Below are 25,516 nucleotides of genomic sequence, written 5' to 3' on the forward strand. Positions count from 1 at the left end.
TCAAGCCTCCAAGGCGGGTTCTTCGGGCCGGACACGGCCGGGACGTGGTTCGTGGAATCGCGCATCCACGGGCGTGACCAGCAGGTTTGCCACGAAGCCGATCACCAGCAGCCCCACCATGGTCAGCAGGGCGGCCTGATAGGACGCGGCCGTGAGCGCGCCGGGCTTGCCCTGCGCGTCCAGGAACGCGTTGACGATCAACGGACCGGCGACGCCGGCCGCGGACCAGGCGGTCAGGAGGCGGCCGTGGATGGCACCCACCTGGAACGTGCCGAAGAGGTCCCGCAGGTAGGCGGGGGCGGTAGCGAACCCGCCGCCGTAGAAGGAGATGATGACAAACGCGAGCGCCACGTAGAGCACGGTGGACGTCGAGCCCGCCAGGGCGAGCACGGTGTAAAGCAGGGCGCCGACGCCGAGGTACACCATGTAGATTCGCCTGCGGCCGGTCACATCGGAGGTCGCTGACCAGGCAAAGCGGCCTGACATGTTGCCGATGGACAACAGCCCGACGAAGCCAGCGGCGACGGCGGCACTGACCAGGGAGGTGCCGTCGGACTGGCGGAAGAAGTCCTGGATCATCGGGGCAGCCTGTTCCAGGATGCCGATGCCTGCCGTGACATTGCAGAACAAGGCAATCCACACGAGCCAGAACTGCCGCGTCTTCACCGAGTTCCGGGCGGAGACGTTGTCCGTCGTGACCAGAGCGGCGGCCTTGACCTTGCCGGGGTCGAAGCCTGCCGGTTTCCATCCCTCGGCCGGGACCTTGATGGTGAAGGCGCCGAACATCATGTAGGCCAGGTAGACGACGGCGAGGGTCAGGAAGAGCTTGGCCACCGAGTCGCCGCTGGCCACCCAACCCTTGGCGCCGGAGTTGGGGTCGTACAGCTTGAGCAGTGCCGTCGAGACGGGGCTGGCGATCAAGGCGCCGCCGCCGAACCCCATGATCGCCATGCCGGTGGCCAGCCCGGGCCGGTCAGGGAACCATTTGATGAGGGTGGACACCGGCGAAATGTAGCCGATCCCCAGCCCGATGCCGCCAACGACGCCGTAGCCCAGGTATACGAGCCAGAGCTGGCCGCTGAAGATCCCCAGAGACCCGATCAAGAAGCCGCTGGCCCAGAACACGGCAGAGGTGAACATCGCCTTGCGCGGCCCGTTCCTGTCCACCCACGTGCCCATGATGGCGGCCGAGAGGCCCAGCATCACGATCGCGATGGAGAAGATGACGCCGATCTCGGTCAGGCTGGCACCAAAGTGCTTCACCAGAGCGGTCTTATAGACGCTCGTCGCGTACGCCTGGCCGATGCACAGGTGCACGGCGAGCGCCGCAGGCGGCACGAGCCACCGGTTGAATCCCGGCGGTGCGATGGTTCGTTCGCGGTCCAGCCAGCCCATAAATGTTCCCCCTGCTCGTCAACGACGTCGGTGTCCAGCACACTGAGGCGAAGGGCCACTCACACAGACCGTTGCCTCCGGCAATCATGGTGCAGATCGTCAGCAAACGTATTATTTATGCGCCGAGCGGTAGCTGTTCAGCGATGAGCGGTAGCCGAGTGGGTGGCAATAGCGTCCGGGGGGCGGCTACTTGCCGAGGCCTACTTGCCGAGGCCTACTTGCCGAGGCCGGCTTTTCGGAGCGCCTCCGCCATCGCGGTGTTGACGGGCGACGGCGTGGACCTCGGCTGGGAGGCCGACCGTTGCGGCTGGGACTGTTGCGGCCGGCCCTGCTGCTGGCCTGCCTGCTGCTGTCCACTCCGGGGCTGACCGGCCCACGGCTGAGCTGGCCGCGACGTGTCAGGCTTAGGCGTGCCGGGGCTGTTGCCTGCCCGGCCCCGGGACGAAGGTGAGCTGCCGCCGGAAGCTGCCGGTTCGTCGTCGAGCCTTAGCGTGAGGGAGATGCGTTTCCGCTCCGGATCGGCTTCCAGCACTTTGACCCGGACCACCTGCCCGGACTTCACCACTTCGCGCGGGTCGGAGACGAACCGGTTGGCCAGCGCAGACACGTGCACCAGCCCGTCCTGGTGCACGCCGACGTCCACGAATGCGCCGAATGCCGCCACGTTGGTCACCGTACCCTCCAGCACCATGCCAGGCCTGAGGTCTGAGATCTTCTCGATCCCTTCCGAGAACGCCGCTGCCGCGAAGGCCGGACGGGGGTCCCGGCCGGGCTTCTCGAGCTCGGCGATGATGTCCTGCACCGTGGGCAGGCCGAAGGATCCGTCGACGAAGTCCTGCGGGTTCAGCGCGGAGGCCGGGCCGGCCTTCGCTGCCGCCTTGATCTTCCGGGCGACGGGGTACGCCTCCGGGTGCACACTGGAGGCATCCAGCGGCTCAGCTCCCCCGGTGATCCGCAGGAAGCCGGCGCACTGTTCGAATGCCTTGGCGCCGAGCCGTGGGACCTTCTTCAGCTCGCTGCGCTTCGCGAACGGGCCGTGTTCGTTCCGGTAGGCGACGATGTTCTCGCTCAGCAGGGGCCCGACGCCGGCCACCCGGCTCAGCAGCGCCGGCGAGGCCGTGTTGACGTCCACGCCGACCGCGTTCACGCAGTCCTCGACGACGGCGTCCAAGCTGCGGTCCAGCTTCGCGGCCGTGACGTCGTGCTGGTACTGCCCGACGCCGATCGACTTCGGCTCGATCTTCACGAGCTCCGCGAGCGGGTCCTGCAGCCTCCGGGCGATCGAGACGGCACCCCGCAGGGACACGTCCATGCCTGGCAGCTCGGCGGCAGCGAGCGCCGATGCAGAATAGACCGATGCTCCGGCCTCGGACACCACGATCTTCTGGGGTTTGGTTTCTGATCCGGTGCCGAGCTGCTTGATCAGTTCGCCGGCGAGTTTGTCCGTCTCCCGCGACGCGGTGCCGTTGCCGATCGCCACGAGCTCGACGCCGTGCTTCTTCGCCAGGCCTACGAGGGTCCGCAGCGCCTCGTCCCATTTCCGGGCCGGGGCGTGCGGGTAGATCGTGTCCGTCGCAACCACTTTGCCGGTGCCGTCGACCACTGCGACCTTCACGCCGGTCCGCAGTCCCGGGTCCAGCCCCAGGGTGGCGCGGTTCCCGGCAGGTGCGGCGAGCAGTACATCGCGCAGGTTGGCCGCGAACACGCGCACGGCTTCGTCCTCAGCGGCGGCAAACATCCGGCTGCGCAGGTCGGCGGTCAGCCGGGCCAGGACCCGCGAACGCCACGCGAGCTGGGCCGTCTGCAACAGCCAGGCGTCGGCGGGCCGGCCGCGGTCGGCGACCCCGAGGAACCTGGCCACGGCGGCTTCGTAACGGCCGCGCGCCGCGGTGAGGGCGGCGTCGTCGTCCGGTGCGGCCTCGGCGAGGTCGAGCTCCAGCACGCCGTCTTTTTCGCCGCGCAACAGTGCGAGAACGCGGTGCGAGGGCATCCCGGACGGCTGCTGGGAGAACTCGAAGTAGTCCTTGAATTTCTGGCCCTCGGCCTCCTTGCCCTTCTTGACCCGGGACACCATCCGGCCCTGCGTCCAGAGCCGTTCGCGCAGCGTCTCTGCCAGGTCCGCATCCTGGGCCACACGCTCGACCAGGATGGATCGGGCACCGGCCAGCGCTGCGGCGGCGTCCCCGATCGAATGTTCGGCGTTGAGGTACTTGGCGGCTTCGCGCTCCGGGTCCAGCTCCGGGCGCTTCAGCAGCACGTCGGCGAGCGGCTCCAGCCCGGCTTCGCGGGCGATCTGCGCCTTCGTGCGCCGCTTGGTCTTGAACGGGAGGTAGATGTCCTCGAGGCGCGACTTCGTGTCGGCCCCGACGACGGCGGCCTGCAGTTCCGGGGTCAGCGCCCCCTGCGCGGCGATCGCTTCGAGGATGGTCCGACGCCGGTCCTCAAGTTCGCGGAGGTAGCGCAGCCGCTCCTCCAGATCGCGCAGCTGGGTGTCATCCAGCGTCCCGGTGGCTTCCTTGCGGTACCGGGCGATGAAGGGCACGGTGGAACCGGCGTCGAGCAGATCCACGGCGGCCTTGACCTGCCAGGCCTGCACGCCGAGCTCGGCCGCGATCTGGGCGGCGATGCCCGATTCCTGGGTCTGCGTGGACGCGGCCCTGGGCGACGGGCTGGAGGCGGGTGAGGCGGGGCGCTGCGGGAGTTGGGTCACCCTGTCCATTTTGCCTTACGCGGGTCAGCGGCCTGATTCGGCCAGCGGAGTAACAGGCTCCTGCACGTCCTGAACAACCTCGTTGTGGCGCAGGAGCCACGGTTTGAAGGGCGGATCAAAGCGGGCAAACCGTGGCGGGCCCACGGCCGTCAGCCCGGCGACCACCAGTGCTGCCTGGAGGCCAGTGTTGTGCCGTTCAAAGGCGGCTTCCGACCCGCTGCCCGTGAACCGAAGAGCAGCTGCCAGGGACCCGGGAATGGCCCGCACCTTGACGTCGGGGTTCGCCGGGACCGGGGCGGTCTCCGCCGTCAACCCGGCGGGGAGCACAAAGGCCACAACAAAATCAGCAGGATCTTTGCTTCCCGGCAGCGGACCACTCTGCAGCACCGGGGCGGTCATCGCCAGCTTCTGCGAAGGACCGAGCTCCTGGATCACCGGTGCCGTCATCGCCAGCTTCTGTTGGGCCGTATTGCTGCCGGTGATGTAGTTGAACAGGTGCCGGAAGGCGGCATTCCCGGCCCGGTCAAAGGTTGCGTTGACCTGTATTTCGGCCACAACATGCGCGGGATAGCGGCGCAACTCGAAGTGCGCGTATCGCCGGACCAGCTCATAGGGTTGCTGTTCAGTCATAGTTCTCAGACCCTACGCCGAACCGGCGACAGGAACCAGATCCGGACTGCTCCCCTGGTTCGTGGTTTTTGGTTCCGGCTTCGTGGTTTTTGGTTCCGGCTTCGTGGTTTTTGGTTCCGGCTTCGTGGTTTTTGGTTCCGGCGTGATTGTCAGAGGGCTTTGATACCTTGAACAACAGAAGGCCGGACCCGGCTCATTCCAGCAACAACGGGGGCACAGTGTTTTTCCTTGAACCTGAAGTGCCGGGATCATCACCGGATCTGGTCTACTCCGCGAGCGATCTTGTGGTGGCTGCCAGCTGCGAGTACCAACTGCTCCGCAAGCTCGACGAGAAGCTGGGCCGCTCCCCCAAACCGGACTTTGGCGTCGACGAGATGCTCGAACACGCCGCCAAGCTGGGCGACGTCCACGAGCGCAGGGTCCTCGCGGATTTCGTCGAAGAGTTCGGCGCCTGGGATCCGGCCACCGGACGCGGAGTGTACGACGTCGCTCCTGCCGACAGCATGGATCGCGCCACCTTGGCGGCTAAGCACGCCGAGTCCATCGAGGCACTGCGGGCGGGCGCCGACGTCGTCTTCCAAGCAGCCTTCTTCGACGGCCAGTTCCATGGCCGCTCCGACTTCCTGGTGCGGCAGCCGGACGGAAGCTACGCCGTGTTCGACACCAAGCTGGCGCGCCACGCAAAGGTGACGGCACTGCTTCAACTTGCCGCCTATGGGGACCAGCTCCTGAAGGCCGGCATCGCACCGGATCCGGCAGTCACCCTGGTTCTCGGCGCCACCGTCCCGCTCCCGGGCGGCGGCTTCGACTACCTCCGCAGCCACCACAACTTGCCGGACATCCTGCCGGTGTTCCTAGAGAGGCGCGAGCGCTTCCTCACCCTGACTTCTACGCACATGGCACAGCCCAACACCGCGCAATGGGGTGCGCCCGGGCTGACCGCCTGCGGCCGGTGCGATTACTGCCAGGAGATGGTCAAGGCCACCGATGATCTCCTCCTCGTGGCGCGGATGAACTCCGCGCAGCGCAAGGCACTGCACGAACGGAAAATCTTTACGGTCAAGGACCTCGCCGAGGCACACCTTCCCGGGGCGAACAGCGCGCTGCGTCGCCTGCAGGACCAGGCCCGAATGCAAAGCGGCGTTGGCGCCTACGACGGGGAAGTCCGGTACGTCAAGGACGGCGAAGAGCACATCATCCGCTTTGCGGTGCTTCCGGAAAACGCGCTGGCGGAACTGCCGTCGCCCTGCGAGGGCGACATCTTTTTCGATTTTGAGGGCGACCCTCTCTGGCAGGAAAGCGCCACGGGGGTCTGGGGGCTGGAGTACCTGTTCGGCGTCATCGAAGCACCGACGCAGCCCGGCGTCCCCGGGGTTTTCCGGCCCTTCTGGGCGCACAGCCGGGAGGCCGAGAAGCAGGCGTTCCTGGATTTCCTTGACTATGTGGAGCAACGCCGGCAGACGTACCCGGATATGCACGTCTACCACTATGCCGCCTATGAGAAGACGGCCCTCCGCAAGCTCTCCGTGATGCACGTGGCCGGCGAGGACACCGTCGACCGCTGGCTGCGTGAGGGGCTTTTGGTGGACCTCTACCAGACCGTCCGGAACAGCATCCGGATTTCCGAGAACTCATACAGCATCAAGAAGCTTGAGCCGCTGTATATGGGGACAAACCTGCGTTCGGGGGACGTGAAAGACGCCGGAGCCTCGGTTGTTGCCTACGCCCAGTACTGCGAGGCCCGCGACTCCGATCAGCCCGAGGAGGCAGCCAGAATCCTCTCCGGGATCTCCGACTACAACGAATACGACTGCCTCTCCACGCTGGAGCTGCGGAACTGGCTCTTGGGCTTGGCCCGGGAGCGCGGGATCGGACCGGGTACCGGGCAGGGCACCGGAGCGGAAGCGGTCCCGGCCGAACTTCGCGCCCCCGCCGATCACGCCGAGGCAGATGCCGGCCTCGGACCCGCTGAGCTTGCCCTGGCCGAGTTCCTCGAGCCAGATTCGGGGCTGCCGGACGCGGATCGACAAGCGGTCGCCATCCTCGCTGCGGCCGTGAGCTACCACCGTCGCGAACGCAAGGCGTTCTGGTGGGCCCACTTCGACCGGTGCGAGAACGGACCGGACGCGCGCCACCCGCAGGACCGCAACGTGTTCCTGGTCGAGGACGCTGTGGCCCTCGAGGACTGGTGGAGGGACGGGACCAAGCTGCCCGAACGCAGGGTGAAGCTGATCGGTACCGTGACCGCCGGCTCGGATCTGCGTGAAGGAAGCATCTGGTTCCGCATGTACGAGCCCCCGCTCCCCGCGGGACTCGCAGGCACTGGCATCAACGGGACCGGCCGGAACGGCTGGTTCGGCACGGAAGTTCTGGAACTTGGCGAGGAAGACGGCCGGGACACGGTCATCATCCGGGACAAGCTGAAGAGGAACATCGAGCCGTACGCCCAACTGCCGATGGCGCTGACCGAAGACCAGCCCATCGCCACCAAGAATCTGGAGGAGGCGTTGGCGGCGCTGGCCGACGACGTCGCGGCGGGTTTGCGCGCTTCCCGGTCCGGAGCCAGCCGGTTCGGGAAGCATCCAGCCCTCGACCTCGTGCGCAGAGTGCTTCCGCGGCTTGCCTCGGGGGCGCCCCTGCCGGTGCCGGGACAGGGCCCGGAACGCTTCGTTGACGCCATCACGGAGGCCGTCGGGGCCTTGGACCATTCCTACGTGGCGGTCCAGGGGCCCCCGGGGACGGGCAAGACCCATGTGGGATCGCACGTGATCGCCCGGCTCGTCTCCCGCGGGTGGAAGGTTGGCGTCGTCGGCCAGTCGCATGCGGTGGTCGAAAATCTGTTGCGGACCGCAGTCACAAAGGCCGGCGTCGATCCCGCCCGGGTCGCGAAAGACGTCAAGCACCGGGATCCGCTGCCCTGGAGCCAGCGTTCCGCCCAGGATGTGGCACGGCTGCTCGAGTCCCCCGGCGGCGCCCTCATCGGAGGCACCGCGTGGACGATGACCGGGGCCACCGTGCCGCGCGGCTCGCTCGATCTGCTGGTGATCGATGAGGCCGGTCAGTTCTCGCTGGCCAATACCCTCGCCGTGGCGCAGGCCAGCAGCCGGCTCCTGCTGCTCGGCGACCCGCAGCAGCTTCCCCAGGTCAGCCAGGGTTCACACCCTGAGCCGGTCGACGCCTCGGCCCTCGGCTGGATCTCCGCCGGTCACGCCACCCTGCCGCCCGAACTCGGATACTTCCTTGCGGACTCGTGGCGGATGACGTCGCCGTTGTGCCGGGCCGTGTCCGAACTCTCCTACGAGGGACGGCTCGTCTCGGCACCGGCCGCCGACGCCCGGCGCCTGGACGGTGTTGCCGCGGGTATCGAAACGGTGATGGTCGAGCACCAGGGTAACGTCACGTCCTCGCGCGAGGAGGCTGACGAAGTGGTCCGGCAGGTGCAGCGGCATGTGGGCCGCGGTTGGCACACGGAGGATGGCACCCGGCCGCTGGCGGAAACCGACGTCCTCGTGGTGGCGGCCTACAACGCGCAGGTCAACCTGATCCGCGAGGCCCTCAATGCTGCCGGGCTGCTGCGTGTGAAGGTGGGAACCGTGGACAAGTTCCAGGGTCAGGAAGCCGCCGTGGTGACCGTGTCCATGGCGTGTTCGGCAGTGGCGGAGGCGCCCCGGGGAATGGAGTTCCTGCTCTCGACCAACCGGATCAACGTGGCGGTGTCCCGCGGGCAGTGGCGTGCGGTCATTGTCCGCGCGCCGGAGTTGACCAACTATCTCCCCACACATCCCGAGGGCCTGGAACAGCTGGGTCGGTTCATCGGCCTGTGCCAAAGGTCAGTCCGCGCCTAGCTCCAAGGGGACATGCTCATTGTTCACTCGTCATTTCGAGGGACATGCTCATTCTTTGCCTTGGCCAAGGGACATCAGGGCATCATGTCCATCGCTCGCGGTCAGGGCTGGACATGCTCACGCTTCGCTAGCCATGTCGGAGAACATGCCCAATCACAGGCTGTTACAGCATGGGACATGCTCATTCACAGGCAGCTACAACACGGGACATGCTCATTGTTCACGCGTGACCCCAAGGAACATGCTCATTCTTTGTCGTGACCAAGGGACATCAAGGCATCATGTCCATCGCTCGCGGTCAGGGCTGGACATGTCCCGCGGGCGCCCGTGAGCAGCAGTGCCTCGTCGAGCACGCACCCGAAGTTCGCGGGGTTGTGCGCGAAGCGGCCCAGGAACAGGCCGGAGACACCCTCGAGCGTGGGCAGCAGACCGGGCTTGGCCGAACCGCCGTAGATGATCGGAAGCCCGGGCACCCCGGCCGTGGCCAGGCGCCCGCGGAGCCCGCGGACGACGTCGGACACGTAGGCCGCGGCCGCCGGCTCTGCCGCGCCGATGGCCCAGACCGGTTCGTAGGCCACCACCAAACGGCCGGCGCGGTTCCAGTCGCCGTCGACGGCCGATGCGATCTGGCGGTACACATGGTCCGCCGCGGCAGCCGACTCCCCGGCCTCGGTCTCCCCCACGCACAGCAAGGGCGTAAGCCCGGCGTCGTCGGCTGCCCGAGTCTTGAGGGCCACCATGGCGTCGTCTTCGCCGAAGTGCCGGCGTCGTTCGGCGTGGCCGATTTCCACGAGGCGGACGCCCAGCTCCGCGAGCATGGACGGAGCCACTTCCCCGGTCCACGGGCCGTCGGCCCAGCCACAGTTCTGCGCCCCGAGCAGCAGCGGCGACCCCTCTAGTAGCCGGGCTGCCGCGGGCAGGACGGGGAAGGACGGAATTACAAACGGGACAACCCGCCCGGCCGCGAGGGCCGGACGGGCGTCCACTTCATTCCGCAACTGCTCCAGCCACGCCAGGCTGTCCCGGTAGCCCAGGTACATCTTGGTGCTGACGCCCACCAGAATGCTCTGGCGGGACGTCTGGCGGCTGGAAGTCTGCTGCATTGCGGGTGCTTTCTGCTGGGTCCAGGGACTGCGAAGTTGGGGGCTGCGACGTGTAAGCCGGTTACTGCTCCAGCAGCTCGTCGGCCTTGTTCCGGAACCTCTTGGTTGCGAACATCATGACCGCGGCCAGGAACGGCAGCACGCCCAGGGCATAGACACCCATGGTTCCGGTGTCGGATGCCGTGATCTGGTTGACGGACGTCCGCAGGATCGGGGCGACGAAGCCGCCCAGGTTGCCCAGCGAGTTGATCAGGCCAATGCCTGCGGCTGCCGCAGTTCCGGTCAGGAACGCCGTCGGGTAGGACCACGCGATGGGACCGATGGACAGGAAGCTGCAGACGGCCAGGCTGATGAAGACGATGCCGAGGGCCGGAATGTGGTTGGCACCGGCCCAAGCCGAGCCGAAGATGCATAGACCGGTGGAGATGAAGAGCCCGGTGCCCCAGACCCGGCGGCGGACCACGGTGTTAGCCGCCCTGCCAATGAAGTAGCAGGCGAAGATGCCGAAGAACCACGGGATTGCCGCCATGAGTCCGACGGCGAGGCCCACCTTTTGCCCGGTCAGTTGCGCCACCTGTTGCGGCAGGTAGAAGGTGACGCCGTAGACGGCGACCTGCAGGCAGAAGTAGATGACCGTGAAGTACCAGACCTTGCCGTTCTTCATGGCAGCCAGCACACCGCGCGGGCCGGTCTCTTCCTTGACGCCGTCCTCCAAGGCCATGACGTCCAGGAGCGCCTTCTTCTCGTCCTTCTCCAGGAACTTGGCGTCCTGCGGGCTGTTGATGAGGAAGAAGTACGCCGCGACACCGGCCAGGACGGCCAGCATGCCTTCGACGAAGAACATGACCTGCCAGCCCTGGACGCCGGGGACCTGGTCGCCGATGTTGATGAGCCAGCCGGACAGCGGTGCGCCCATCATCTGGGAAAAGGGCTGCGCGAGGTAGAAGATCGCGAACATCTTGACCCGGACTTTGTTGGGGAACCACGCGGCCAGGAACATGATGACACCCGGGAACAGGCCGGCCTCGGTCACACCCAGCAGGAAGCGCAGGATGATGAAGGACGTCTCGCCCTGCACGAACGCGAAACAGGCGGAGACGATGCCCCAGGTGATGGCGATGCGGGCCAGCCACACCTTGGCCCCGAACTTGGTCAGGAGCAGGTTGCTCGGAATTTCGAACAAGGCGTAGCCGATAAAGAAGATCCCGGCGCCCAAGGCGAAGGCGCCAGCGCTAATGCCCTTGTCCACTCCGAGGGCCGCCTCGGAAAAGCCCACGTTGGTGCGGTCCAGGAACGCCACCACGTACAGGATGACGAGCATCGGCATGAGCCGCCGGGACGCCTTGGAGATGGCCGATTTCAGGACCGGTGTCTCCAGGAGATCCCTGGTGGAGGTTGTTGCTACGGACATCAAAACTCCTCATTGAGTGAATCAGTTGAGTAGATCAGGAAGGTAGAACAGGTCGAACGAGCAGATGGAACGGGTGGAGACGCAGAGGTGTAAGGCAGAGGTGCAAAGCAGATGGGTGAAGCGAGCGGGCGAAGCGCCGGCTAACGGGATAAGGCCATCATCAGGATTCCGGCCAGGCAGGCCAGGATCCCGATGGCGAGATAGATCTTCCGTCCTTTGCTCCAGCTCGCGAATCCGGCGGGAGCGGCAGTCTTGCTGTGATGTGCCACGGGACTACTTCCTTAGTGCATGTAGAGTCCGCCATCCACATTCAGCGTCTGGCCGGAGATGTAGCCGGCGTCCTCGCTGATGAGGAAGGCGATGGCGGCCGCGATGTCCCGGGTGGAACCGACGCGGTTGACCACGAGGTCTTTGGTGAGTTCGTCTTTGCGTTCTTCGCTGAGCGTGCCGCCCATGATGTCGGTGTCGATGGGGCCCGGGGAGATGGCGTTGACCGTGATGTCGTAGGGGCCCAGTTCCCGTGCGGTGGACCGGGTCAGGCCGATCACGCCGGCTTTGGCCACCGAGTAGGGCGTCTTGGAGTAGGTCCCGCCGCCGCGCTGGGCGGAGACCGAGGAGATGTTGACGATCCGCCCGATTCCGTTCTTGACCATGGATTCAGCCACGCGGCGGGTGGCGTAATGGACACCGTTGAGGTTGATGCCGAGCACCCGGTCCCATTCGGCGGCGTCAAGTTCCAGGTACGGGACCGGCGAGCTGACGCCGGCCACGTTGGCGAGGGCCACAATCTGGGGCAGCTCGGCCTCGATCTCGTCGATGGCGGCACGGACGGATGCCTCGTCGCCGACGTTGGCGCCCGCGCCGTAGGCCTTGACGCCGTGCTCCGCGGCCAGTTCCTTCGCCGTTGCCTTGCAGCGGGCGTCGTCGAGGTCAATGATGCCGACGTTCCAGCCCTGCGCCGCGAGGTAGCTGGCGGTGGCGCGGCCGATGCCGCGCTCGGACACGGCGCCGGTGACGATTGCCGTGCGTTCGGCGGGGAAAATGCTCATGGGATTGCTCCTGAAGAGTGCGAAAGAAGAAGTGGGTTCAGTTGATCGGGGCGGGACCAAGGTCCTCCAGGAGCTGCTGCATGGCCACGTACGCCTTGTTCCGGTACGCGATCAGCTCCGGTGTGCGCTCGGCCGGCACGTTGAGGAATCCGGCGCCGGACTTGGTGCCCAGCTTGCCTGCCTCCACCAGATCGGTGAGGATCTGCGGCGTCGCAAAGCGTTCGGGGAAGTCGGTCTGAAGGGACTTGTAGCAGAAGTTATAGACGTCCAGCCCGGCCATGTCGGCGATGGCGAACGGTCCGAAGAACGGCAGCCGGAAGCCGAAAGTGGTGCGGACCAGGGTGTCGATGTCTTCCGCCGTCGCGATCTCCTGCTCCACCAGCTGCGCCGCCTCGTGGAACAGCGCGTACTGGAGCCGGTTGAGCACGAACCCGGTCACGTCCTTGACGACGGCGGTCTGCTTCCCGGCGGCGTGCACGAGGTCGCGGACGGCGCCGACCGTGGCCGCCGAGGTGCCGGCGTGAGGGATGATTTCGACGCCGGGGATGAACGGTGACGGGTTCGAGAAGTGCACGCCCAGGAACCGCTCCGGGTGGCTGACGGGCTCGGACAGGTCCGCGATGGAGATCGTGGAGGTGTTGGATCCGATGATGGCGTCCGGGCGGGCGGCGGCGCTGATGCGGGCCAGGGTCTGGTGCTTGATCGCGATGACCTCGGGGACGGCTTCTTCGATGAAGTCGGCGTCGGCCACGGCTTCCTCAATGTCCTTGGCGGGCCACAGGTTTTCCTTCAGGAGCTCCGTGGAGCCTTGCGGGAACAGCCCGGCGGCAACGAATTCGTCCGATTCCGTCAGCAACCGCTCGTAGTTCTTCTGCGCCACTTCGGCGGACACGTCAGCCAGCGCGACGCGCGCGCCGCCGAGGGCCAGCACCTGCGCGATCCCGCCGCCCATGTAGCCGGAGCCGACGACGGCGATCTTGCGGGCGGCGTTGATGGCGCCTGCGGTGTCCGGTGCTGTGCTCGTTTCAGGAGCCGGGGCGTTGGTTGTTGATTCGGTCATGGTCAGACTGCCTTCGTGTAGTCGGGCTCGTAAGAGCAGATGGCGTCCACCTTGGCGGCGGAGGAGGAGTTTTCGTCGAAGTGGTGGCCCAGCCATTCACTCACGAGCTTCTTGGCGAGTTCCAGGCCGATGACGCGCTGGCCGAGGGTGAGGACCTGGGCGTTGTTGCTCAGGACCGAGCGCTCCACGGAGTAGGCGTCGTGGGCGGTGACGGCCCGGATGCCGGGAACCTTGTTGGCCGCGATCGCCACGCCGAGGCCGGTGCCGCAGATCAGCAGCGCCCGGTCGGCGTCGCCGTCGGCGACTTTCCGGGCCGCGTCGACGGCCACGTGTGGGTAGGCCGTGGCGTCGTTGGCGCCGACTCCCACGTCCTGGACGGAAGCCACCCGAGGATCCGCTTCGAGCAGCGCCTTCAGCGCGATCTTGTATTCGACGCCGGCCTCATCGTTGCCGATGACGACGCGCCAGCCTGTTGCTGCGCTCATGCTTGTGCTCCTTGTTCCGCCCGCTCGGGGTTGGCGAGCCAGGTTCCAGTAGGGGAAATGTGTGCAGAGATCCGCGTCGCGATGAGGGCGAAGGACACCGCGCCGGGGTCGGGGTGGCCGAGGCTCTTTTCGGCGAGCGGGCGGGCCCGGCCTTTGAGCGGGCGCAGCTCGGCGGTCCGGTCTGCGGCGGCCGTGGCGGAGGCCGCCGCTGCGGCGAGCGAGGCAGCCACTGGGGTGCCGGCGTCGAACGCCGTGAAAAAGGCGTCCTGGAACGGCAGCAGGGCGTCCACCATGGTCTTGTCCCCGGGCGCGGCCTTGCCGAGAGCGGTGATGGCGTCGGTGAAGGCGGTGACCGCGGCCGCCGCGTCCTCGCCGCTGTAGCTGTCCCGGTTGCCCAGGGCCAGCCCGGCTGCGATGACCGCGGAGCCCCAGAGGGCGCCGGAGGTGCCCCCGGCGCGTTCGCTCCACGCCTCCCCCGCAGCGGTCAGGATCCGCGCAACTGACGCACCGCCGTCGTTCGCGGCCGCCTGCCGGGCCGCCGCGACGGCCGCATCGACGCCGCGGCGCATACCGATCCCGTGGTCGCCGTCGCCGGCGATGGCGTCCAGCCGGCCCAGTTCTTCTTCATGCTCGACGACGACGTCGCGCACCTGCCCGAGGAGCTCTGCGGCCAGCCGCCCGAGTGCTGCCGCCGCCGGGGTGGGGCGTTCGACGTCGGCGGCCTCCTCGGCTTCCGGCCCGGCGAGTTCGCGGCGGGCCCGGGACGCCAGGTTGCCCTTGCGGAACGCCGGAGTGTCGGCCGGGGCGGCCCAGTACTGCTCGAGTTCCTCGTCCAGCCACAGCAGGGTCAGGGAGAGACCGGACATGTCCAGGCTCGTGACGAGTTCGCCGCATTCGGGTTCCACCACGTTGAGCCCGGCGGCGGTGAGGAGTTTCTCGATCTTGCCGTAGAGCAGGAAGAGTTCGTCGTACTTGACGGTGCCGAGTCCGTTGACGATTGGGACCACGCGGGTGCCGGCGTCGTCCGGCTTGTCGGCCAGGAGCTTGCTGACGAGGAGGCCGGCCAGTTCAGAGGCGGTGGGCATGGGGTGATCGGAGATGCCGGGTTCGCCGTGGATGCCCAGGCCGAGGGACATGTGCCCCGGAGGGACAGAGAACAGCGGCGCCTCCGCCCCGGGCAGGGTGCAGCCGTCGAAGGCCACGCCGAGGGAGCGGGTGCGGTAGTTGGTGCGGATGGCCAGACGCTCGACGTCGTCCAGGTTCAGTCCCGCCTCCGCGGCGGCGCCGGCGATCTTGAAGACTGTCAGGTCCCCGGCGATGCCGCGGCGCTTCTCGATCTGGTCCAGCGGGGCACTGGCGATATCGTCGGTGACCAGGACGGTGCGGGTCTCGATGCCTTCGGCATTGAGCCGCAGCTGGGCCTGGCCGAAGTGCAGGACGTCACCGGCGTAGTTGCCGTAGCTCAGCAGCACGCCGCCACCGGCGTTGGCCACCTTGGCTACCCGGTAGACCTGGCCGGCCGCGGGCGAGGCGAACATGTTGCCACAGGCCGAGGCGGTGGCCAGTCCGGGCCCGACGAGGCCTGCGAAAGCCGGGTAGTGCCCGGAGCCGCCGCCGACCACTAGGGCAACCTGCCCGGCCGGGACCTCGGTGGAGCGGACGACGCCGCCGTCGACACGGGCCACGTAGCCGCGATTGGCTGCCACGAAGCCGTCCAGTGCCTCATCCGCAAAGTCAGCGGGGTTGTCGAAGATCTGGGTCATGGTTTCCTCATTGAATCCGTGTTGGAGAAGTGGATCTGGGGTGAAACGGGGTGGTGCAGCCGCCCCCAATTGGCTAGACGGCCGCACCGGGCGCCGGGTCAGACGCTGGCGAGTTCCGCCGTCGCGGGCTGCTGCCGTCCCTGGGCCACCTGACTCTGGCCGAGGGCGTAGCCGTCGGTCTTCGGCAGGACCTGGCGGCGGAGGTAGTCCTGGTTGCTGGCCGTGACGCTGAGGCCGTCGCCGCCGTAGTGCTCGGTGCAGAGGATTCCTTGGAAGCCGACCGAGAGCGCCACCTTGAATGCCTCGCGGTAGTTGATGAGGCCGCTTTCCATCGGGGCCGGCATCGCGACGTAAGTGTTCCGGGCGACGTCCTCGTCGCGGATGTAGTTCTTCATGTGCCAGTAGTTGGAGTACGGGAGGGTCTTGGCGACCATTTCGCGCCAGTCCTCGATCGGTCGGTGGAGCCGGATGAGGTTGCCAAGGTCCGGGTTGAGGCCGACGTTGGCCAGTCCGATGTCCTGGACCAGCTGGACGGACGAATCCGCGGTACCGAGATAAGTGTCCTCGTACATTTCGAGCGAGAGCAGGACGCCGACGTCGGCCGCGTGCCGGCCCAGTTCCCGGAGCCGGGTGACGGCGTTGTTCCAGGCTTCTTTGTCCCCCACCGGGTCTTTGTAGCCTTCGACGGTCCAGAACCAGAGCTGTTTCTGCTGCTCGGCGGTGATGGCCTGATGCAGTCCGAACGAGACGACCTCGCAGCCCAGCTCGGCGGCGGCGTCGATGGTGCGGTGGCTGTACGCCAGGTTGGCTTCCCAGTTGCCGGCCTCGATGACGCTGCGGCGGATGGCCGAGATGACGGGGATGCCGATGCCGACGTTGTCCGCGGTCTGCTTGAACTCGGCAAGCCGGGCGGCGCTGAGGTCGCCGGGGCGGACCCAGCTGTCCGTGAGGTCCGCGTTGGCAAAGCCGGCGTCCTTGACTTCCTGCAGGACGTCGGCCCAGGCGGATGCCGGGGCGTCGTTGATGGGGGTGCCCTGGGCGTCGGTGCCGGGGAACTGCAGCAGCGCCGCGGTGATGGGCCAGTTTTCGGCGGTGTAAGCCATGGGTCACTCCTTCGTGGAATCCTGTTTCCTATAGGATTTACTATCGAAAGGGTGTTGTCAAGGTCACATCGGGGTCATTGGCAACAATCGAAGATCCTATAGGCATTCATCGTTCGCGTGAAGGGATCTCCGGGAATGCTGGGTGGTCAGTCTGCCGGCGCGTCCGCAATGGCCCGGCCGCGCACCTTGTGCACGTGCTCCGCCATGGCGGCCTCAGCCTTCTGCGGGTCTCCCGAGGCCAACGCATCCAGGACGGCCTGGTGTTCGGCGATCGCGTGGTCGGCGTCGGTGATGCCTACTCCCCCGAACAGGCGGAAGCGCTGGATCTGTCCGCCGAGGGCGGCATAGGCGGCCACCATGAACTGGTTGCCGGTCTGCTCGGCGATGAGCCGGTGGAACCGCTCGTCGGCTTCGAGGTAGCCGCGGAATTCGGCAAAGGACGGCCCGCGCGGCGCGTCCTTGAGGTCCGCCACCGCCTGTTCCAGTTCCTTGAGGTGATTCGGCGTCAGCCGGACGCACGCCAGGCGGGCGTTGACCGGCTCGATCGCAAGCCGGGCCTCCATGAGCTCGGCGAAGTCTTCCTGGGTGAACACCGGAGCAACCCGGTAACCCTTGAGCGCGACCCGCCGCACCATGCCGGTGTGCTCCAGCCTGGCCAGCGCCTCCCGCACGGGCGTGGGTGAAACATCGAGCTCCCGGGCGGTCCCGTCGATGCTCACCGCGGCACCGGGTTCCAGCCGGCCATCCATCAGCGACGCCAGAAGTTCTTCATAGACGTGGTCCGCCAGAACCTGCCGGCTGACGGGGCGGCCCGCGGGACGCCCCTCAGAGGCGCTGCCGGTGGAAGCTAGTTGCATGTTCAGATCCTATAGGACTGGGGTGGAAGCGTGCGTGGGGAGGCTCCCTCCGGGACATGCTCATTCGCACCGCTCACGAGTGGACATGTCCCTCCCCGGGGGCTGCACCAGCGGCAAGGGACCACGGGACATGCCCAGCCACGCGACCAGCCAAGGCACATGTCCTGTGGCGCGTTGTAACAGTGGACATGTCCAGTGCCCCAGGGACGTGGAGCGGGACATGTCCGGCCGCACGTGTCATCGCGGAGCATGTCCATCCGCAGGACCGCTCAACGAGGGACATGCTCATTGTTAAATGCCAGCAGCGGACAGAATGGCATTCTGTCCGCTGCTCGTGGCCGAAACTGAGCATGTCCACTGGCCATGATGTGCCGCGAGGGAGATGCGCAGCCGCGAGGGACGCGGCGGGACATGTCCAGCCGGGGGTCCGTCGCAGTGCACAAAGTGCGCAGCGGGTGTGCTTCAAGGCGCGACGTAAGCCCAAGGTGTACTGATGCGGTGGACATGTCCAGCCTTAGACCTGGTCAATGAGGGACATGCTCGTTGTTAAATGCCAGCAGTGGACAGAATGGCATTCTGTCCACTGCTGGTGGCCGACGCTGGGCGTGTCCAGCGGCCAAGACGTGCGGCGAGGGGCATGTCCAGCCGCGAGAGGGTGCTCCGGCGGGACATGTCCAGCCGCGGGCGTGGCGCGGGCAAGTGCCACGCGATGCGAGCCCGCAGGAATGTCCAGCCGGTGGCCCCGTGGCTGCCTAGTTCTGGTAGGCCGGGTAGTCCGTGTAGCCCTCGGCGCCGGCGGCGTAGAAGGTGGAGGGGTCGGGCTCGTTGACGGGCAGGCCTTCGCGCCAGCGGCGGGCGAGGTCCGGGTTCGCGATGGCCGGGCGTCCGACGACGACGGCGTCCGCGTGACCGTCGGCCACGAGTGCCACCGCCTCGTCGCGCGTCGTGATGACGCCAAAGCCGGTGTTCACGAGGAAGGTCCCGCCGAAGCGAGCACGCAGGTCCTGGACGAGTGCGCTCGTAGGCTCCTTGTGGAGGACGCTGAGGTACGCGAGCTTCAGGGGAGCCAGCCCGTCGACCAGCCGGCCGTAGGTCTCCCGGACATCGGCAGCATCCAGCTCGAGGGCGCTCTGGACGTTGTGTTCCGGCGAAATGCGGATGCCCACCCGGTCCGCGCCGAGGGCTGCAACCACGGCCTCGACCACTCGGAGGACAAAGCGGGCGCGGTTCTCGGGTGAACCGCCGTAGATGTCATCGCGCTGGTTAGCGGACGGAGCGAGGAATTCGTGGAGCAGGTAACCGTTGGCGGAGTGCAGCTCCACGCCGTCGAACCCTGCCTCGACCGCCTTGCGCGACGCCGTGACGAATTCGTCGACAATGCCCGGCAGTTCCTCGGTGGTGAGGGCGCGCGGAACGGGGAACGGCTGCTTGCCCGCGTAGGTTCGGGTTTCGCCGTCGATCGCGATGGCGCTGGGCGCCACAACCTCATGACCGCCGTTGGTGTCCTGGTGCGTGACCCGGCCGGCGTGCATGACCTGGGCGAAAATCCGGCCACCCTCGGCGTGGACGGCCGCAGTGACGTTGGACCAGCCCTCGAGCTGCTCAGGGGTGACCAGGCCGGGCTGGCCCGGGAAGCCCTGGCCTGCGTGGCTCGGGTAGGTGCCCTCGCTGACGATCAGGCCGAGCGAGGCGCGCTGGCGGTAGTGTTCCACAACCAGCGGCCCCGGGATTCCTTCCCGGCCCGAGCGAAGACGGGTCAGCGGCGCCATCACGAGACGGTTGGGCAGTTCCAGCTCGCCGAGGGTCATCGGGGAAAACAGCATGCGCAATTCCTTTCACAGTGAAATGGGTTCACTGGCGGCAACTGCGAGGCGTCTGCAACTATTCCTGATGAGACTCGAATCACTACGGGTGGACGATGATTTTCACCGCGGTGTCGTTGTGGTTGATCAGCGTGTCGAACCCCTGGTCCACCAGATCATCCAAGGCGATTCTTCCGGTGATGAAGGGTTTGAGGTCGACTTTTCCGTCCTGGACGAGCTTGATGGCGGCGGCATGATCACCGCAGTAGGCGATGGTGCCGCGCAGATCGATTTCCTTCAGCACGACTTTCTGCATGTCCACCGTGGCCGGATGCCCCCAGATCGACACGTTGACGACGACGCCCGCGGGCTTGACGACGTCGAGCATCGTGTCCAGCACGGCATTCACGCCGGCACATTCAAACGCCGCGTTGGCCCCTGCGCCGCCGGTCAGTTCCAGCACGCGCGCCTTGACGTCAACTGAGCTCGGGTCGAGAACGTGATCGGCAACCCCGGACGAGGCCGCCTTGTCCTTGCGGGCGGTCGACAACTCGGTGACGATCGTAGTGATGCCGATGCCTTTGAGGACCGCGGCGGTGAGCAGGCCGATGGGTCCGGCTCCTCCGACGACGGCGACGTCCCCGGCCTTGAGCCCGCTGCGGCCGACGGCGTGATACGCCACCGCGAGGGGTTCGATGAGAGCGGCCTCATCCAGAGGGATGTCTCCGACGGCGTGCACCCACCGGGCGTCGACGACCACCTTCTCGCTCAAGCCGCCACCGCCGCCCGCCAAACCGATGAATCCCAGCTTCGTGCACAAGTTGTAGTGTCCGCTGAGGCACGGGCCGCATTCATTGCAGACGAAGTACGGCTCCACGACGACGCTGTCTCCGACCGCCAGGCCACTGACCCCTTCCCCGAGTTCCTCGACCGTGCCGGAAAACTCGTGCCCCAGGGTGACCGGCGCGGCCTCGTGGGAAAGTACGTGGGGGTTGCCGGGAGGCGGGGTGAAGATGGGCCCTTCCAGGAATTCGTGGAGGTCTGTGCCGCAGATGCCGCACCAGGCGACCGCGATCTTCACCGCCCCCGGACGCAGCTCAGGCTCAGCGATATCTTCGATCCGGAGATCCTTACGGGCGTGAAATCGTGCTGCTTTCATGGTGTATCGCCTTTGCATTCCAGGCCGTGGATGCGCCCGGTAAGGCGCATCCACGGAATGTCATTGGTTTCTCACAACGGAGCCTTAACCCCAGTCTGGTTGCCGTGCCTGTGATTGTCACGGGCCGTTCGAATCAGTTCAATTCAGCGCGCGTGGTGTGTGGGCTGAAGCTCGAAGACCGGCGTCGGCAGTCCTTCCATCCTTGCCTTGAGCTGCAGCGCCAGGTAGTTGGAGTAGTGTCGGCTCTGGTGCAGATTGCCGCCGTGGATCCACAGGTTCTCCACGTTCGTGGGCTTCCACATGTTGCGTAGTTCGCCCTCCCACGGCCCCGGGTCTTTCGGCGTCTCCGATCCATACCCCCAGCACTTGCCGACGGCGTCGGCCACCTCGGGCGAGACCAGATCGGCCAGCCAGCCGTTCATGGACCCATAGCCGGTGGCGTAAATGATGACGTCCGCCTCCAGTTCCGTGCCGTTGGCCATCACGACCGAATTCCCGGTGATCTTGCCGATCTCGCCGTTGGCGAGCTTGACCCGGCCGTCGATGATCAGCTGGGAGGCACCGACGTCGATGTAGTAGCCGGAGCCGCGCCTGAGGTACTTCAGGAACAATCCGGAGCCGTCAACACCGAAGTCCAGGTCAAAGCCGGCAGCCTCCAGCTCGGAATAGAACTCGGCGTCGCGCTCGGCCATCTCCGCATACACCGGGATCTGGGCTTCGGGCAGGATCCGGTACGGCAACGAGGCAAACAGGAGATCGGCCTTCTCCGTGGTGACGCCGTTGGCGAGCGCCTGTTCGGAGTACAGGCCGCCGAGCGCCAGGTCCATGAGGGATTCGCTGCGGGCGATGTGCGTGGAAGACCGCTGGACCATGGTGACGTCCGCGCCGTGCTCCCAGAGGTCCGCGCAGATATCGTGCGCGGAATTGTTGGAACCGATAACCACGGCTTTCTTCCCGGTCCAGTCTCCGCCGCCCGGGTGCTTGGACGAGTGGTATTGCTCCCCTAGGAAGGACTCGGCGCCGTCGAACACGGGAACGCTGGGGTACCCCGAGACGCCCAGGGCGAAGACGAGCTGCTTGGGGCGCAGGGTGACCGGTTCGCCGTCGCGCACCACCTCCACCACCCACTCCTGGGACGCTTCATCGAAGCGGGCGTTGGTGCACTCGGTCTTGGACCAGTAATTCAGCTCCATGATCCGGGTGTAGTTCTCGAGCCAGTCGCCGATCTTGTCCTTCGCCGCGAAAACCGGCCAGTCGTCGGGGAACTTCATGTAGGGCAGGTGGTCGTACCAGACAGGGTCGTGCAGGTGCAGGGACTTGTAGCGGTTGCGCCACGAGTCACCCGCGCGCTCATTCTTTTCGATGATGATGGTGGGCACGCCGAGCCTGCGCAGCCTCGCACCCAGCCCGATCCCTCCCTGGCCGCCGCCGATAATCACGGTGTAGGGCTGGTCTTCGTAGCCGAGCCGCGCTTCTTGCTCTTCCTTCAGTTCCAACCAGGACTTGCGGCCCTTCGTGATCTGATGGGCCACTCCCTTCTCCCGGTTCGGCCCCTTCTTTTCCTCAAAGCCCTTGAGCTCCTGCATGGTGGTGAGCAGGGTCCAGCATTTGCCGTTGCGGAGACGCAGATGGGCGTAGCCGCGGGCCTGGCCGGTCTCGAAATTGACCCAGGCCTCGGCGTTCGCAGCGTCCCCGGTGGCGTCCTCGGCGAGGGCCCAGTTGCTGGGCTGCACGTCGTCAAGGGTCGCCTCCAGCATGCGACGAATGTCCTCTTTACCCTCGAGGGTCTTGAGGTTCCAGGTGAAGGAGACGAAGTCGCGCCAGTACGAATCGTCGTCGAAAAGCTCCAGTGCGGCGTCCGTGTTGTGGCTGCGCAGTGCCTCTTCGAACTGCGCCAACCACGCCCCGACGACGCCGTTTGGTGTCTCAGGCATGATTCCTCTTTCTATTGCTGACAGTGGGTCGCTCCCGTTGCGTGACCCCTAGACCACACAGTGACCCGCATCACAAGTAAAAGTCGCAGGGGGTTACAATCGGGTTACACGGAGCTCTCAAGCCGTTGTCCGGCGCTCACAGCAGCCGACGGCGGCGGCGAAGCGGCGGGGAACCGGCCGGGTGCGACGATTCGAGGGCGAGTTGGGAGAATGAGCATGCGGCAGGGCAATGGCTCCATCACGCACCCCTCAGACCTCAGGTTTTCGGCGCCGGCGGAGTACGCCCGGACGCTCCGGGCGGCTCACGAGGCCACTATTTCCGGCAATCCGGATCCGCACCTGCCGCCGTCGCTCATCAAGTCCTGGCAGCGGTCTCTGGCATTGGGCATCAATCCGGACCAGCACCGGCCGCCCCACCGGCATGAGGTCTCGGAGGCGCGCTCCCTAAGTGCCGGCCACCGGCTGGCCGCTGTCATGCCCGCGCTGTCGCAGTTGCTGGCCGATGAGACCGTGACCGGCCGCCATTTGCTGATCGTGACTGACCACGAGGGCGAAGTCCTGTGGCGCGTTGGCAGTAAGCAGGCGTTGCGGCTCGCGGACTCCCTGGAGTTCGTCGAGGGCGCCGACTGGTCCGAGTCCGGCGTCGGCACCAACGCCATCAGCGAGGCGTTGGTGACCGGCGCCCCGGCGCAGCTCTTCTCGGCCGAGCACCTTGTGCGGACCCATCATGAGTGGGCGTGCACCGCATCCCCCATTCGCGATCCTTTGACGGGCGAAATCGTCGGCGTCCTGGACGTCTCCGGTCCGTTCGAATCGGTCACGCCGGACAGCCTGCGGCTGGTCCGGTGTGGGGTGCGGCTTGCGGAGGAACTGCTGAAATCGGTTCCGGCTCCCGGCGGCGGCGTCCGGCGTCCGGGGCAGCCGGCACTACGTGACGAGCGGACACTGCGCGACGGCGGCGCCCGGGAACAGCTGCTGCTGCGGCTGCTGGGAGACTCACCATCGGCGGCGCTCGACGGCGGCACCAGACGCCCGCTGACGTTGCGCCGTGCCGAGATCCTGGCTCTGTTGGCCTCGCGCGACCAGGGCTGGAGTGCCGACGAACTGGCGTACGAGATCCATGGCGACGCGGGAACCGGGGCGGCGATCCGGACCGAGATGCACCGGATCCGCAGCATCCTGGGCGATGTCGTGGAAGCGAACCCCTACCGATTCTCGCCAACCGTCACCGTCGTGACGGATGCCTCGGTCGTGGCCGGCCATCTGCGGGAGGGGCGTGTGGCCGAAGCCTTTGCGGCTTACCCGGCGAAACTGCTCACCCGTTCGACCAATTTGGCGGTCGGGTTTATGCGCGACGAGCTCAACCTGGCAGTGGGGGCCTCCGTACGGTCCAGCGGCGATGCTGGGCTGATGCTGCAATGGTGCACAAGCGATATGGGATCCTCCGACACGGCAACGGCGGCGGCCGCGGCCGCATTGCTCGGACCGGGTGATCCCCGCTGCCAGCTGGTGAGCGCCCGGATGGACCGGGTAGACCGGGAGTTGCGAGCCTAGCCACGGGCTGTGGTGCCGCCTCAGGGAGGCGGCGCGACGCCGGGGCAGCCTTGGCCTTGGGGGTTCTGCAGGCACGTGTCCGCGTAATTCCTGGTGATCGACCGCCAGACGCTGATGGTCTGCGGGGGCGAGCTGAATTGTCCTTGGCCGGGAATCGGCAGCGCCGGTCCTCCATTTACGGAGTAGGTGCCTTGGAAATGCGTTGTCAGCACCACCGGGAAGTCGCCGGTCTGGGCGTAGACGTGGCTCGTCAGGGTCTTCTCGCCCCACCGGTACTGCGGAAGCGGTCCGCCGGGCGCCGTTTGCGGACCCAGCGACGTGCCGTCGCCGTAGTTCCAGGTGTATTCGACGGGTTTCGCCACAATGGAGACCCTCTGGCCCAGCATGTCGACGCCAAAGGTTTGCTCGACAGCTTCCGCGTAAAAATTTGTCTCGGCGCCTCGGAGTGTGTGTGGACTCGGCTGCATGACGGCATTTCCTGGACTGACTGGCAGCTGCTGAAATTTAGTCTGGATCTGCGCCGAGATTCTGCCGAGTACATCGTCAGGATTCTCTGAATAGACGCACCGATCGGGACGAATCGTTGACCATATCGGGGGAATGAAAACTTTCAGCGATGAATACCACCTTACGGGGCGCCCGTCAGTCCCTTGGTCACACCGCACTGCACCTGCCAGGCAAGCAATGTCGAAATTATTCTTTGTGGGGTCAAGACAGAGGTATTCAAATCGATAAGTGTTCGGGTCTTCCGATAGAGCACCTGGCGCATCCACCCATACTCCAACGCCTGAGTCGTAGCGCCACACACCAAGTCCGGACTTGTTCCAGGAGACGTCCGAGTCGTTGGCCACCGCAGACATCGGAGCCACCAGAAGACCTGCCGCTACTAGGAAAGTTGTCACAATCGACCGCAATGCAGCTCCGGCGGACATGGCTCAGCCCCCGAGCCGATCAACGTTCTGGACGGCCCAACGTCCCCCCTCATATCTGGCAACCATCAAGTCCCCCAACATGGCGGACTCGGAAACTACCTGCGCTTCAGTTCCGTCTGCATTCTTCAACGATCCCGCCGCTTGTTGAGACTGGATGGCAACTTGGAAATCTCCATTCGGCGTTTTGACGAATCTTGACTGGACCGCATGGACGGTGACGGTAGCGCCGACTATCCATCTTCCCTCTGCATTCCATTTCTGGATCCCAGGAAAGACTTTTCCACAGAGGGCACATGAAGGGCCGGAGATGGAGTTGATGCCGGATAAATCACCGGTCTCGTATGAATAATTCAAGAGCGCGTACCAGTACCGGGCAAACGCCTCAAGCCCTTCCTTAGTTTCCGCTTTCGCTGCCTCGGGCAGTACCGGAACAGGGACGTTCTGAGCCCTACCCGAGGCGTCGGCGGGTTTGTAAGCGGCCGTGGGCGTCGGAGTGGCGCTCGGAGTGGTCGATGCGGCCGAGCTTTGGGACTCGGAAGGTGAGGATCCGGGAGGTGGCGCTCCACCTCCGGTACAAGCGGAGACCGACATCAGGGAGAGCGACACCACGGCAACCGTGCAGGCGCGCCAGGGACCGGATAACGAACTGCGAGATGTCATGGTCAGCTACTCCCCCGATAGAAATCAAGACGCGCGAAGCCAAGCAATTGCTTAAGGGTAACCG

Annotated in this window: 19 protein-coding genes; 2 read left to right on the plus strand and 17 right to left on the minus strand. The window is 66.2% G+C overall.

Features of this window, described 5'->3' with window-relative positions; all coding sequences use genetic code 11:
- The 3 genes from ACVWYS_RS14760 to ACVWYS_RS14770 form a co-directional block, all read right to left on the minus strand.
- Positions 1 to 1,395 carry an OFA family MFS transporter gene (locus ACVWYS_RS14760; protein WP_456507360.1) on the minus strand — a complete coding sequence of 465 codons (1,395 nt, stop codon included), beginning with the start codon at positions 1,393 to 1,395 and terminating at the stop codon, positions 1 to 3.
- 214 nt (positions 1,396 to 1,609) lie between these two features.
- Positions 1,610 to 4,105: a Tex family protein gene (locus ACVWYS_RS14765; protein WP_456507361.1), complete on the minus strand. Its 2,496-nt coding sequence runs from the start codon at positions 4,103 to 4,105 to the stop codon at positions 1,610 to 1,612.
- Between the two features lie 24 nt (positions 4,106 to 4,129).
- Complete coding sequence (locus ACVWYS_RS14770) at positions 4,130 to 4,735, minus strand: SOUL family heme-binding protein (RefSeq protein WP_456507362.1); 606 nt, start codon at positions 4,733 to 4,735, stop codon at positions 4,130 to 4,132.
- 218 nt (positions 4,736 to 4,953) lie between these two features.
- Between ACVWYS_RS14770 and ACVWYS_RS14775 the strand changes: the two genes are divergently transcribed.
- Entirely contained in the window at positions 4,954 to 8,580 is a 3,627-nt protein-coding gene (locus ACVWYS_RS14775) for a TM0106 family RecB-like putative nuclease (protein WP_456510002.1), read from the plus strand.
- A gap of 245 nt (positions 8,581 to 8,825) precedes the next feature.
- Here ACVWYS_RS14775 and ACVWYS_RS14780 read toward each other — a convergent pair whose 3' ends face one another.
- The 12 genes from ACVWYS_RS14780 to ACVWYS_RS14835 all read right to left on the minus strand — a co-directional run bounded on the left by ACVWYS_RS14780 (position 8,826) and on the right by ACVWYS_RS14835 (position 22,306).
- Complete coding sequence (locus ACVWYS_RS14780; RefSeq protein WP_456507364.1) at positions 8,826 to 9,683, minus strand: triose-phosphate isomerase family protein; 858 nt, start codon at positions 9,681 to 9,683, stop codon at positions 8,826 to 8,828.
- A 61-nt stretch (positions 9,684 to 9,744) separates the two neighbouring features.
- Complete coding sequence (locus ACVWYS_RS14785) at positions 9,745 to 11,094, minus strand: MFS transporter (RefSeq protein WP_456507365.1); 1,350 nt, start codon at positions 11,092 to 11,094, stop codon at positions 9,745 to 9,747.
- 140 nt (positions 11,095 to 11,234) lie between these two features.
- A complete protein-coding gene (locus tag ACVWYS_RS14790) occupies positions 11,235 to 11,363 on the minus strand; it encodes a hypothetical protein (protein ID WP_456507366.1) in 129 nt (42 codons plus the stop codon).
- A 12-nt stretch (positions 11,364 to 11,375) separates the two neighbouring features.
- On the minus strand, positions 11,376 to 12,143 hold the full coding sequence (locus ACVWYS_RS14795; RefSeq protein WP_456507367.1) for an SDR family NAD(P)-dependent oxidoreductase: 768 nt from the start codon (positions 12,141 to 12,143) through the stop codon (positions 11,376 to 11,378).
- Positions 12,144 to 12,180: 37 nt separating this feature from the next.
- On the minus strand, positions 12,181 to 13,203 hold the full coding sequence (locus tag ACVWYS_RS14800; protein WP_456507368.1) for a 3-hydroxyacyl-CoA dehydrogenase family protein: 1,023 nt from the start codon (positions 13,201 to 13,203) through the stop codon (positions 12,181 to 12,183).
- A 2-nt stretch (positions 13,204 to 13,205) separates the two neighbouring features.
- Positions 13,206 to 13,688, minus strand: coding sequence for a ribose-5-phosphate isomerase (locus ACVWYS_RS14805; protein ID WP_116768491.1), 483 nt, complete (start codon positions 13,686 to 13,688; stop codon positions 13,206 to 13,208).
- Positions 13,685 to 15,451 carry a dihydroxyacetone kinase subunit DhaL gene (gene dhaL / locus ACVWYS_RS14810; protein ID WP_456507369.1) on the minus strand — a complete coding sequence of 589 codons (1,767 nt, stop codon included), beginning with the start codon at positions 15,449 to 15,451 and terminating at the stop codon, positions 13,685 to 13,687. Before dhaL ends, ACVWYS_RS14805 begins: the two co-directional genes overlap by 4 nt.
- A gap of 98 nt (positions 15,452 to 15,549) precedes the next feature.
- Positions 15,550 to 16,554: a sugar phosphate isomerase/epimerase family protein gene (locus ACVWYS_RS14815; protein ID WP_456507370.1), complete on the minus strand. Its 1,005-nt coding sequence runs from the start codon at positions 16,552 to 16,554 to the stop codon at positions 15,550 to 15,552.
- Between the two features lie 146 nt (positions 16,555 to 16,700).
- Positions 16,701 to 17,411 carry a GntR family transcriptional regulator gene (locus tag ACVWYS_RS14820; protein ID WP_456507371.1) on the minus strand — a complete coding sequence of 237 codons (711 nt, stop codon included), beginning with the start codon at positions 17,409 to 17,411 and terminating at the stop codon, positions 16,701 to 16,703.
- Positions 17,412 to 18,163: 752 nt separating this feature from the next.
- On the minus strand, positions 18,164 to 19,234 hold the full coding sequence (locus ACVWYS_RS14825) for an alkene reductase (protein WP_456507372.1): 1,071 nt from the start codon (positions 19,232 to 19,234) through the stop codon (positions 18,164 to 18,166).
- Positions 19,235 to 19,316: 82 nt separating this feature from the next.
- Entirely contained in the window at positions 19,317 to 20,372 is a 1,056-nt protein-coding gene (locus ACVWYS_RS14830) for a 2,3-butanediol dehydrogenase (RefSeq protein ID WP_116768486.1), read from the minus strand.
- Positions 20,373 to 20,515: 143 nt separating this feature from the next.
- Positions 20,516 to 22,306: an NAD(P)-binding domain-containing protein gene (locus ACVWYS_RS14835; RefSeq protein ID WP_456507373.1), complete on the minus strand. Its 1,791-nt coding sequence runs from the start codon at positions 22,304 to 22,306 to the stop codon at positions 20,516 to 20,518.
- Positions 22,307 to 22,522: 216 nt separating this feature from the next.
- On the opposite strand from ACVWYS_RS14835, the gene ACVWYS_RS14840 reads away from it, so the two are divergent.
- A complete protein-coding gene (locus ACVWYS_RS14840) occupies positions 22,523 to 23,860 on the plus strand; it encodes a helix-turn-helix domain-containing protein (protein ID WP_344363723.1) in 1,338 nt (445 codons plus the stop codon).
- A 20-nt stretch (positions 23,861 to 23,880) separates the two neighbouring features.
- Here ACVWYS_RS14840 and ACVWYS_RS14845 read toward each other — a convergent pair whose 3' ends face one another.
- Together ACVWYS_RS14845 and ACVWYS_RS14850 are read right to left on the minus strand one after the other, a co-directional pair.
- Positions 23,881 to 24,327, minus strand: coding sequence for a PKD domain-containing protein (locus ACVWYS_RS14845; protein ID WP_456507374.1), 447 nt, complete (start codon positions 24,325 to 24,327; stop codon positions 23,881 to 23,883).
- Positions 24,328 to 24,795: 468 nt separating this feature from the next.
- Entirely contained in the window at positions 24,796 to 25,452 is a 657-nt protein-coding gene (locus tag ACVWYS_RS14850) for a DUF6318 family protein (RefSeq protein WP_456507375.1), read from the minus strand.
- Positions 25,453 to 25,516: the final 64 nt, after the last annotated feature.

It is taken from the genome of Arthrobacter sp. TE12231, from assembly GCF_054062895.1.

Bases quoted from the DNA above. Each gene is read 5' to 3' on its own strand.
- ACVWYS_RS14760 (WP_456507360.1), bottom strand. From the start codon at position 1,395: ATGGGCTGGCTGGACCGCGAACGAACCATCGCACCGCCGGGATTCAAC.
- ACVWYS_RS14770 (WP_456507362.1), bottom strand. From the start codon at position 4,735: ATGACTGAACAGCAACCCTATGAGCTGGTCCGGCGATACGCGCACTTC.
- ACVWYS_RS14780 (WP_456507364.1), bottom strand. From the start codon at position 9,683: ATGCAGCAGACTTCCAGCCGCCAGACGTCCCGCCAGAGCATTCTGGTG.
- ACVWYS_RS14785 (WP_456507365.1), bottom strand. From the start codon at position 11,094: ATGTCCGTAGCAACAACCTCCACCAGGGATCTCCTGGAGACACCGGTC.
- ACVWYS_RS14795 (WP_456507367.1), bottom strand. From the start codon at position 12,143: ATGAGCATTTTCCCCGCCGAACGCACGGCAATCGTCACCGGCGCCGTG.
- ACVWYS_RS14800 (WP_456507368.1), bottom strand. From the start codon at position 13,203: ATGACCGAATCAACAACCAACGCCCCGGCTCCTGAAACGAGCACAGCA.
- ACVWYS_RS14805 (WP_116768491.1), bottom strand. From the start codon at position 13,688: ATGAGCGCAGCAACAGGCTGGCGCGTCGTCATCGGCAACGATGAGGCC.
- dhaL (WP_456507369.1), bottom strand. From the start codon at position 15,451: ATGACCCAGATCTTCGACAACCCCGCTGACTTTGCGGATGAGGCACTG.
- ACVWYS_RS14815 (WP_456507370.1), bottom strand. From the start codon at position 16,554: ATGGCTTACACCGCCGAAAACTGGCCCATCACCGCGGCGCTGCTGCAG.
- ACVWYS_RS14820 (WP_456507371.1), bottom strand. From the start codon at position 17,411: ATGCAACTAGCTTCCACCGGCAGCGCCTCTGAGGGGCGTCCCGCGGGC.
- ACVWYS_RS14825 (WP_456507372.1), bottom strand. From the start codon at position 19,234: ATGCTGTTTTCCCCGATGACCCTCGGCGAGCTGGAACTGCCCAACCGT.
- ACVWYS_RS14830 (WP_116768486.1), bottom strand. From the start codon at position 20,372: ATGAAAGCAGCACGATTTCACGCCCGTAAGGATCTCCGGATCGAAGAT.
- ACVWYS_RS14835 (WP_456507373.1), bottom strand. From the start codon at position 22,306: ATGCCTGAGACACCAAACGGCGTCGTCGGGGCGTGGTTGGCGCAGTTC.
- ACVWYS_RS14840 (WP_344363723.1), top strand. From the start codon at position 22,523: ATGCGGCAGGGCAATGGCTCCATCACGCACCCCTCAGACCTCAGGTTT.
- ACVWYS_RS14845 (WP_456507374.1), bottom strand. From the start codon at position 24,327: ATGCAGCCGAGTCCACACACACTCCGAGGCGCCGAGACAAATTTTTAC.
- ACVWYS_RS14850 (WP_456507375.1), bottom strand. From the start codon at position 25,452: ATGACATCTCGCAGTTCGTTATCCGGTCCCTGGCGCGCCTGCACGGTT.